This is a genomic window from Streptomyces sp. NPDC059564, assembly GCF_042735575.1.
In the GTDB taxonomy this organism is placed as follows: domain Bacteria; phylum Actinomycetota; class Actinomycetes; order Streptomycetales; family Streptomycetaceae; genus Streptomyces.
Window position 1 is genome coordinate 1 of the sequence record NZ_JBHWBP010000301.1, and the last position, 9,382, is coordinate 9,382.

The 9,382-nt window shown below is 73.6% G+C and carries 11 protein-coding genes; 6 read left to right on the forward strand and 5 right to left on the reverse strand.

What is annotated here, in order from left to right:
• Nucleotides 1-498: GNAT family N-acetyltransferase (locus ACFV0Q_RS32530; RefSeq protein ID WP_385010251.1), on the reverse strand; the 498-nt coding region annotated here is incomplete at its 3' end.
• A gap of 55 nt (nucleotides 499-553) precedes the next feature.
• Nucleotides 554-1,471, reverse strand: coding sequence for an MBL fold metallo-hydrolase (locus tag ACFV0Q_RS32535; RefSeq protein ID WP_385010253.1), 918 nt, complete (start codon nucleotides 1,469-1,471; stop codon nucleotides 554-556).
• Nucleotides 1,472-1,571: 100 nt separating this feature from the next.
• On the opposite strand from ACFV0Q_RS32535, the gene ACFV0Q_RS32540 reads away from it, so the two are divergent.
• Nucleotides 1,572-2,564, forward strand: a complete 993-nt coding sequence (locus ACFV0Q_RS32540) for an AraC family transcriptional regulator (protein ID WP_385010254.1) — start codon at nucleotides 1,572-1,574, stop codon at nucleotides 2,562-2,564.
• Nucleotides 2,565-2,574: 10 nt separating this feature from the next.
• Entirely contained in the window at nucleotides 2,575-3,372 is a 798-nt protein-coding gene (locus ACFV0Q_RS32545) for a 3-hydroxybutyrate dehydrogenase (protein ID WP_385010255.1), read from the forward strand.
• A gap of 30 nt (nucleotides 3,373-3,402) precedes the next feature.
• On the opposite strand, the gene ACFV0Q_RS32550 is transcribed toward ACFV0Q_RS32545, so the two are convergent.
• On the reverse strand, nucleotides 3,403-4,257 hold the full coding sequence (locus tag ACFV0Q_RS32550; RefSeq protein ID WP_385010257.1) for an SDR family oxidoreductase: 855 nt from the start codon (nucleotides 4,255-4,257) through the stop codon (nucleotides 3,403-3,405).
• Nucleotides 4,258-4,361: 104 nt separating this feature from the next.
• On the opposite strand from ACFV0Q_RS32550, the gene ACFV0Q_RS32555 reads away from it, so the two are divergent.
• Nucleotides 4,362-4,814 carry a MarR family winged helix-turn-helix transcriptional regulator gene (locus tag ACFV0Q_RS32555; protein ID WP_385010259.1) on the forward strand — a complete coding sequence of 151 codons (453 nt, stop codon included), beginning with the start codon at nucleotides 4,362-4,364 and terminating at the stop codon, nucleotides 4,812-4,814.
• Between the two features lie 10 nt (nucleotides 4,815-4,824).
• Here ACFV0Q_RS32555 and ACFV0Q_RS32560 read toward each other — a convergent pair whose 3' ends face one another.
• Nucleotides 4,825-5,451 (reverse strand): response regulator, encoded by a 627-nt coding sequence (locus ACFV0Q_RS32560; protein WP_385010261.1) that lies wholly within the window; start codon nucleotides 5,449-5,451, stop codon nucleotides 4,825-4,827.
• A complete protein-coding gene (locus ACFV0Q_RS32565; RefSeq protein ID WP_385010262.1) occupies nucleotides 5,448-6,608 on the reverse strand; it encodes a sensor histidine kinase in 1,161 nt (386 codons plus the stop codon). Before ACFV0Q_RS32565 ends, ACFV0Q_RS32560 begins: the two co-directional genes overlap by 4 nt.
• Nucleotides 6,609-6,714: 106 nt before the next feature.
• On the opposite strand from ACFV0Q_RS32565, the gene ACFV0Q_RS32570 reads away from it, so the two are divergent.
• The 3 genes from ACFV0Q_RS32570 to ACFV0Q_RS32580 all read left to right on the forward strand — a co-directional run.
• Nucleotides 6,715-7,299, forward strand: coding sequence for an RICIN domain-containing protein (locus ACFV0Q_RS32570; RefSeq protein ID WP_385010263.1), 585 nt, complete (start codon nucleotides 6,715-6,717; stop codon nucleotides 7,297-7,299).
• 200 nt (nucleotides 7,300-7,499) lie between these two features.
• A complete protein-coding gene (locus tag ACFV0Q_RS32575) occupies nucleotides 7,500-8,381 on the forward strand; it encodes a D-hexose-6-phosphate mutarotase (RefSeq protein ID WP_385010265.1) in 882 nt (293 codons plus the stop codon).
• Nucleotides 8,382-8,613: 232 nt separating this feature from the next.
• On the forward strand, nucleotides 8,614-9,382 hold a 769-nt coding region (locus ACFV0Q_RS32580), incomplete at its 3' end, for a serine hydrolase domain-containing protein (RefSeq protein ID WP_385010266.1).

Below are 9,382 nucleotides of genomic sequence, written 5' to 3' on the forward strand. Positions count from 1 at the left end.
GGGTCCGACGAGGGTCTCCCGGACGTCCTCCAGGACCCCGCCGCGCCGCTCGATGGTGCGCGTGGAGGCCTCGTTGCCGGGGTCGCAGGTCAGCAGGACCCGGTCCATCCCCAGGACCCGGGCCTCGTGGAGGACCTCGCCCAGCGCCCAGGTGGCCACGCCACGCCCGCGGGCGGAGGGGCGGACGCTGTAGCCGATGTGGCCTCCGGCGTCGAGCAGGAAGCCGTTGAGGTAGTGCCGCAGGTCGATGGCGCCGAGGTAGCTGTCGCCCTCGGCGATCCACCAGTACGTCGCGTGGACGCGGCCCTGTTCGAGGGGCGCCGTACGGTCGGCGTAGCCGTGCAGCCGCCGGGTCCAGGCGGCGAAGCCCTCCGGGCTGTCGACGTCGTCCTCGCGGTCCAGCCCGGCGCCGTCCATGTGGGCCTCCGGACCCCATTCCTCCTGGGCGGCGAGCCAGGAGGCGTGCAGGCGGGGGGTGGGGGCGATCAGCTCGGGCATGCCCCGGACGGTAACAGTCGGATGATCCGACCGTTGAATCCGGCCGGGGCGGCGGTCACCGGCCCGGACCGTACGCGGCCCACCGCGTCAGGGCGAAGCCGTCGCCCTCCGCGCGGACCTCCACGGCCCCCTGCCCCGCGAAGTGGGCGGGCACCACGAGCTCACGTTCGTCGGCGGCCCGGGCGAGGATCCGGCGGCGGGTGGCGGCCGCACCGGCCGGGTCCGCGCAGAAGCAGCTGTTGTGGGCGGGGTCCAGGATCTGGACCGGGCTGTGGAGGATGTCGCCGACGAAGACGGCCCGCTCGCCGCCGGAGGCCAGCCGCAGCACCGAGGAGCCCGGGGTGTGGCCGGGGGCGGATTCCAGGGTGAGGTTCTCGTCGATGCGGTGGACGCCGTCCCAGAGGACGGCCTGTCCGGTCCGGTGGACGGGGGCGACGCTGTCCTCGTACATCAGCCGCTCGTCCGCGCGTCCGGTCTTGCCGTAGCCGCCCCGGGGGCCGTAGTGGAAGTCGTCGGCCGCCGGCAGGAGGTACTGGGCGCGGGGGAAGGTCGGCACCCACTCCCCCGCCTCGTCCCGGGTGTTCCAGCCGACGTGGTCGACGTGGAGGTGGGTGTTGACGACGACGTCGATGTCCTCGGGGCGGATTCCGGCGCGGTCCAGGGCGCCGAGGAAGTCCCCCTGCCAGTGGTGGAACCGCTGCGAACCGGGCCGCTCGCGCCCGTTGCCCACCCCGGTGTCGACGAGGACGGTCCGGCCGGCGCTGCGCAGCACCCAGGACTGCAGGGCCACCACCGCCTGGTCCTCCTCCGGCCGCCAGTGGTCCGGCGCCAGCCAGTCCTCGTTGTCCTTCCACACCTGCTCCCCGGCCTCGGGGACGAACTCCCGCGCGGGGACGAGGGGACCCTGCCACTCGACGACCCGGATGACCTCGACGTCCCCGAACACCATGCTCTGCTTGCTCTCGTTCTCCATGGGTTCGACTGTAGACGGGGCGGGTTGAGCGGATCGATGCGTGATCGGCTCAATCGGATACGAGTACGGCTCACTTGACGGCTGTCGCTAGCCTGGGCGGATGGACGTGGTGAGCGACGCGATCTCGGCCGTACGCATCGGACGGCCCTCCTCCGACCGGGTACGGGTGAGCGGCGCGTGGTGCGCGCGCTTCGCGCCGTACGACGGTGCCGGGTTCCACGTGGTGTTGGAGGGCGGTTGCTGGCTGCTGCCCGACGGCGGCGAGCCGGTCGTGCTCGGCGCGGGTGACGCCGTACTGCTGCCGCACGGTACGGGGCACGTGATCGCCGACGCTCCCGCCGACGCGGCGGCGCTGGCGCGGGCGGTGCCGTTCGAGGAACTCTCGGCGGGCAGGCGGGGGCACGAGCTCGGGAGCGGGGCGGGTGCCGGCGTCGTGGAGATGCTGTGCGGCAAGTACCGGCTCGACCGGAGCCGGTCCCACCCGCTGATGGCGGAGCTTCCGCAGGTCGTCCACCTGCCGAACCGGGTCGGCAGCCACGTCGAACTCCGTTCGGCCATCGACCTGCTGGGGCGGGAGCTGGACGCGCGGGGGCCCGGATCCTGTGTCGCGGTGCCCAGCCTGCTCGACCTGCTGCTGGTCTACATGATCCGCTCCTGGATCCTCGCCGAGGGCACTCCGGGGGCCTGGCCCGCCGTTCTGGGCGACCCGGTGACGTCCGCCGCGCTGCGGGCGCTGCACACGGACCCGGCCGCCGCGTGGACCATCGAGCGGCTGGCCGCCGAGGCGGGGGTGTCGCGGCCCACCCTGGCCCGGCGCTTCACCGCGCTGGTGGGCCGCCCGCCGATGGCGTACCTGACCTGGTGGCGGCTGAACCTGGCCGCGACCCTGCTGCGGGACACCGCCGACCCCCTGTCCGCCGTGGCGCGCCGGGTCGGCTACGGCACTCCGTACGCCCTCTCGCACGCCTTCAGCCGCGAGTACGGCACCACCCCCGGCCGCTACCGCGCCGAGGGGGCGGTGGCGGTGGCCGCCACATCCGTCCCGCCGACTGTGGCGGCGGCACACATCGAAGCGGCCACCGCGGGACTCTAACGTTCCCGCCATGACCAGTGGATTCACCACCGCATCCGGTGGAACGGCGGCCGGGGCCGCGGGAGTCGACCTCACGGGGCGCGTGGCCCTGGTGACCGGGGGCGGCGGCGGCATCGGGCGGGCCTGCGCGGTGGCGCTGGCCGCCGCGGGGGCCTTCGTCCACGTCGTGGACGTCGACGCGCGGGCCGCCGCCGAGGTCGCGGATCTCGTGGGCGGACGGGCCCACCCGGCCGACCTCGGCGATCCCGCCGCCGTCGAGGGGCTGCCCGCCGCCGTCGACGTCCTGGTCAACAACGCGGGACTGCAGCACGTGTCATCCATCGAGGAGTTCCCGCCGGAGCGGTTCGAGACCATGCTGCGGGTGATGGTCACCGCACCGTTCCTGCTGCTGCGCCGGACGCTGCCGCACATGTACGGGCGCGGCTGGGGCCGGGTCGTCAACATCTCCAGCGTGCACGGACTGCGGGCGAGCCCCTTCAAGTCCGGTTACGTCGCCGCCAAGCACGCGCTGGAGGGGCTCAGCAAGGTCACCGCCCTCGAGGCGGCGGCGCGGGGGGTGACCAGCAACTGCGTGAACCCGGGTTACGTGCGCACCCCGCTGGTGGAGCGGCAGATCGCCGCGCAGGCGGAGGCCCACGGCATCCCGCCCGAGCAGGTCGTCGCCGAGGTGCTGCTGCGCGGCTCCGCGATCAAGCGGCTGATCGAGCCGGAGGAGGTGGCCTCGGTCGTCCTGTGGCTGTGCGGCCCGCACACCTCGCACGTCACCGGGGCCTCCCTGCCGATGGACGGCGGCTGGACCGCCGCCTGACGCGGCGCGGCGCCCCGGGCCGCGGTCGGGTCAGCTGAGCCAGTCGCCGGTGAGGTTGCCGACGGCGGACCCGTCCAGGTCGGAGAGCTTCGTGCCGACGAACTCGCGGGCCCAGTCGGAGGTCTGCACCCGGAGCGCGGGCCGGTCGGCGGTCAGCGCGTCGATGATCGGCCGGGCCGCCTCGTCCGGGGTCTGGGCCGTCCCGAACATCTTCATCACATGCTCGACGTAGGTCTGGAGCGCGGGGGCGTACGGGCCGGCCGCCGCCAGCATCGCGGGCACGTCCACGCCCACGCTGTTGACGAACTCGCTGGCCACCGCGCCCGGTTCGACGACGGTGACGTCGACGCCGACGGTCGCGGCGACGGGGGCGAGGGACTCCATGAAGCCCTCGACGGCGAACTTGGCGGCGCAGTACGCCTCGTTGAAGGGCTGGCCGATGATGCCGCCGACGCTGGTGACCGTGATCACTCGGCCGCGCGAGGCGCGCAGGTGCGGCATGGCGGCGCGGGTGACCTCGACGACGCCGAAGAAGTTCACCTCCATCGTGGCGCGGACGTCCTCGACGGTGCCCTGCTCGATCGTGCCGACGTGACCGGCGCCCGCGTTGTTGACGACCGCGTCGAGGCGGCCGTACTCCGCGAGCACCTCCTCCAGGCAGGTCGCGACGGAGGCGGCGTCGATCACGTCGAGGCGCTTGACGGCGATCAGGTCCTCGACCCCGGCCTCGGCGGCGGCGGCGCGCAGCGGGCCGGCCTTGCCGGTGTCGCGCATGGTGGCGATCACCTGCCAGCCGGCGCGGGCGGCGGCCACGGAGGCGGCGAGTCCGATGCCGGAGGAGGTACCGGTGACGAGGACCGTGCGGGGGGTGTGCGTCGTGCTCATGGGGGCTCTCCAGGGGGTGGGGGTGCCGGACACCTCAGATTTATGTGCGTGCACACACACCATAGAGATATGTGTGCGCACACGCAAGCGGGTAGGCTCGCCCCATGGCTCGTACCGACCTCACCATGGGTGAACTGACCCCTCGCGATCATGCCTTCTACGGTCTGATCTGGGCGGGCACCACGCTCTCGGCCCGCATCGACCAGGCCCTGTCGCGGGCCCACGAGCTCCCGCTGTCCTGGTTCGAGGTGATGCTGTGGCTCAGCGGCCAGCGCGAACCGGTCGCCGCCTCCGACCTGGGCGCCAAGACGCTGCTCAGCCGCAGCCAGGTGTCCCGCGTGGTCGACCAGCTCCAGGCCCGGGGGCTGGTGGAGCGCCTCCCCTCCCCCACGGACGCCCGTTCCGTGTGCGTGGCGCTCACCCCCGCGGGCCGTACGGCCTTCGCCGAGGCCGACGCCACCCGCCGGGAGGCCCTGCGGGAGGTCTTCGACGACCGGCTCGACGACGAGGACATCCGGGCGCTGGAAGCGGTCTGGGCCAAGCTCAAGCGCAAGTGACCGGGACCCGTCAGAGGTCCAGACCGTCCTCGCGCACCCGCCGGGCCAGGTCGGTCTTGGTGTAGGCGGGCCGGCCCGCCCGGTGGTACTTCTCCTTGACCTGGTCGAGGTAGTACTTCGCGGTGTTGGGGCTGATCCGGGCCCGCCGGGCGGTCGCCTTCAGGGTCAGCCCGGAGGCGTAGTCGAGCAGCACCTGCCGCTCGCGGGGCGCCAGCCGCGGCCGGTCCCGGCCGGTGTCGTGCGCCCAGGCGAAGGCCAGTTCGGGCGAGTGGGCCGTCCCGCCCGCGGCCACCGCCCCGATGGCCGCGACCAGGGTGTCGAGGTCGTGGTCCTTGGTCAGGTAGCCGTCCGCGCCCGCCGCCACGGCCGCCACGATCCGTTCGCGGTCGGCCACCGTACTGATGATCAGGACCCGGCTGCCCGCCGCCCGGACCCTGCGCACGTTGTCCTCCGGCACGGAGGCGTCGCGCAGCAACAGGTCGAGGAGCACCACGTCGGGCGCGCGCCCCGGGACCGCGAGCAGGGCGTCCACCGTGGCCACCGCCGCGAGCAGCCGCAGCCCGTCGGCCCCGGCCAGCCAGGACCGCAGCCCGTCCAGCAGCATCCGGTCGTCGTCGACCACCGCCACGGTGATCACGCCGGCCAGCGCAGCTCGACCCGCGTGCCCTCGCCGGGGGCGCTGTCCACCTCGGCCCGTCCGCCGATCCCGGCCATCCGGGCGTGGACCGAGCGGCGCAGCCCGGTCCCGGCGGAGCGGCCGGCCCCGGCGGGGTCGAATCCCGCGCCCCGGTCCACCACCGTGACCGCGAGGCCCTCGTCCCCGCTCCCGGCGGCGGTCAGGAACGCCTCGCCGGTTCCGGCGTGGCCGCGTACGTTGTTCAGGGCCTCGGCGACGGCCGCCCCCAGGGCGTCGGCCACCTCGCGGGGCACCGCGGGCAGCGCGTGGTACTGGGCGGTGACCTTCAGGCCCAGGCACTCGGCGGAGCGTACGGCCGCCTCCAGAGCGGCGCCGGCGGCCGTCGCCCCGGGCTCGGGTCCGCCGGGCCGGTGCGGGCCCTCGTCCTCCTGCTGGACGAGCCGCCGCAGGTAGGCGGCCTCCCTCGCGCACCGCTCGCGCACGGGCGCCGCGTTGGCGTCGACCCGTCCGGCGGCGATCGTGGTCAGGGTGGCCAGGACCGTGTCGTGCAGGGCCGCGTGGTGGGCCGTCCGCTCGGCCTGGCGGGCCCGTTCGGCCTCGGCGGTGACCGCCTGGCGCTGCGCGGCGTCCAGCAGGGTGCCCTGGCGCCGCAGGTACCACCAGAACACCCAGGCCATCGCCGCGGAGGAGACGACCGCGTTGAGGTGGCCGACGAGTTCGGCCGAGCGCGAGCCCGCCGCCAGCAGGTGGACGGCGAGGGAGGTGGCGAGCAGCAGCGCCGCCGACACGACGGCGCCCCGGACGCCGAGCCCCACGGCGGCGGCCGAACCCGCCGACCCGCCCAGCAGCATCAGCCAGCCGCCCTGGGAGACGGCCGGGCCGCCGAGGGTACCGAGGGCGAGCCAGGGCAGGGCGCATCCCGTCACGAGGACGTCGCACCACACCCAGCGGCGGCCGAACCAGCCGCCCGCACGGGCCGTGCCGTACAGGGTCAGGCTGACCGCGACGGCCGCCGCGAGGATCCCCCAGGCGGCGGGCTCGCCGGGCGTGTGGCGGGCCACGGAGAGGATTCCGACGGTCAGGTGGCTGGCCCGGTAGAGACCGGTGGCCAAGCCCATGAACCGCTGGGCGCGCTGAAGTCCCGAGCCCCCACTCACCCACAGCCTCCGCAGTGAACACACCCCCCTGAAAGGGTGGGTACCGGGTATTCAGTTGATCTCGCTAGGTTCTTCGCGTCAAGGCCGTCATGAGACAGGAGAGATCGTGGCTCGAAAGTTGAACCGGCTCGGCAGGTACAGCGTGGTGGCTGCCGTGGTGGGACTGTTCGCCCTGCTCGTGCCGGCCTCGGCGCAGGCCGCGGAGAACCCCGGCATCCGGTACACCACGACCTTCCGCGACGCCGCCGTCTACGAAGTGCGCGCCGCCATCGGCGGGAAGTGCCTCGACCTCCGTGGCGGCGGAGCCCCGCGCGAGGGACAGATCGTGCAGACCTTCGACTGCAAGAACGAGCTGTGGCAGCGCTTCCACTTCCAGAGCCTGGGCAACGGCACCTTCACCATCGGCGCCTTCGGCACCTACTGCCTGGGCCCGCAGGGCGGCAGCCCCACACCCGGCGCCCCCATCGTGCTGAAGACCGGCCGGGGCTGCTCCACCTTCACGTGGAACTACCGCGGTTCTCCGGATTACCCGAACCTCTGGGAGATGGCCGAGACGAGCACCGGACAGTGCATCCGTGACACCGGCAGGCGTTCGCAGGCCGTGCTGGGCGCCTGCGGCGGCACCACGACCCCGTTGCCCGAGGTGTGGGTCCCGCAGTTCAAGCAGTACTGGGACTACGCACAGATCTGAGACCGACGCGCACACCGCCCCGGCACGGGCCCGACGGGGGCCCTTTCGACCCACGGCACGGCAGGCGGCGAGCACCTCGCACGACACGGCACGGCATGCGGCACGGCGGACTTCAGGACCCGCCGTGCCGCGACCCGTTGTCCACGGGCTCCGGAGGGGCCCGGCTTGACTCTCCGTGACGGATTCTGAAGAGTCGGCGCATGAACGAGAACCTCTTCGCCCTGCCCGTCCTCGACCAGCCCGCGCCGTCCGTCACCCGGCGCCGGATCGGCGAGATCCCGATCCTGGTCGTGGACCACCCGCGCGTCCGCGGCGCGGTCAGCCTGCAGGGGGCGCAGGTGCTCACCTGGCAGCCCGTCGGCGGCGCGCCCGGGCTGTGGCTGGGCGAGCGGAACGCCTGGACGGCCGGAACGGCCATCCGCGGTGGTGTGCCCCTGTGCTGGCCGTGGTTCGGTGCCGTCGCCAAGCCCTCGCACGGCTTCGCCCGCGTCCTCGACTGGGACCTCGTCTCGCTCGACACGACCGAGGAGGGGGTCGAGCTGGTCCTGCGGCTGGAGGCCTCCGACGTCACCCGCGCGCTGTGGCCGCACGAGTTCACCCTGACCACCCGGATCACCCTGGGCGCGACCTGCTCGATCGAGGTCGAGGCGACCGGCGAGCACCGGAGCACGGCCGCCCTGCACACCTACCTGGCGATCGGCGCGCTCGGCGAGGCGGAGGTCTCCGGGCTCGGCAAGCACTACCGCGACAACCTCCTCGCGGTGGACGTGGACGACGCCGGGGGCGAGGTGACGCCGACGGGCCACATCGAGCGGGTCTACACCGAGCCGGAGGAGGTCAGTTCCGTCCGGGACGGCGCCCTCGGCCACGTCCTCGAACTCGCGCACCGCGAGGCGAGCGACGTCGTGGTCTGGAACCCCGGCGCCGAACTGGCCGCCGGCATGGCCGACCTGACGGACGACGACCACCGCCGCTTCCTGTGCGTGGAGACCGGCCGCGTCAGCACCCCGCTGGAGAGCGAGCCCGGCCGCCCCGCCCGCCTGGCCGTCACCCTGAGCCTCCTCCCCCACACCACGCCCTGACGGCCGGGCGCACCGGGGGTTAGCCCCACCTGGAGCGGGCGGGTAGCAGGATCGTCGCGGGCGGCCGCTGCGGACAGGGTGGGACCGGCACATACCGCTGGTTTCCCCGATGATCCCCAGGAGTTGGCTCGTGCGCGAACAGTCATGGCAGAGGTTTCGTTCTTCCGGGCGGCGGCAGGGCGGTCGGCGCAGGGCCGCCGTTCCGGTCGTGGCCGCGGTGGCCGTGGGCGTCATGACGATGGGAGTCCTGGTACCGCCCGCGGCGTACGCCGCCTCCGGGCCGGACACCGTCCAGCAGGGCCTGAACGCGCTCGTGCGCTCCGACGGCCTGCCCGGCGCGCTGGCGAGCGTCCAGGACCGGTGGGGCCGGACCCGTACGTACACCGCGGGGGTGGGCGACCTGGCCACCGGCTCGAAGGTGCCGGTGGACGGTCAGGTGCGGATCGGCAGCAACACCAAGACGTTCACCTCGGTGGTCGTGCTGCAACTCGTCGCCGAAGGGAAGATCGGCCTCGACGAAGCCGTCGACACCTATCTGCCGGGCCTCGTCCGCGGGGAGGGCATCGACGGAAGCCGCATCACCGTGCGTGAGCTCCTGCAGCACACCAGCGGACTTCCCAACTACACCGCGTACCTGGGCGACGACCTCCGGCACTACGAACCCCGCGAGCTCGTCGACATCGCGCTCCGGCACAAGGCCGAGTTCGAGCCCGGGAAGGGCTGGGCGTACAGCAACACGAACTACGTGCTGGCCGGCCTGATCGTCCTGAAGGTCACCCACCGCCCCCTCGCGGAGGAGATGGACCGGCGCATCATCAAGCCCCTCGGGCTGCGCCACACCTACTTCCCGGCCCCCGGTGACGCGACCATCCGGGAACCGCACCCCAAGGGCTACTACCAGGACGCGGCGGGCGCGCCCCCGCACGACATCACGGACATGGACCCCTCCTGGGGCTGGGCGGCCGGTCAGAAGATCTCCACCAACTCCGACCTCAACCGGT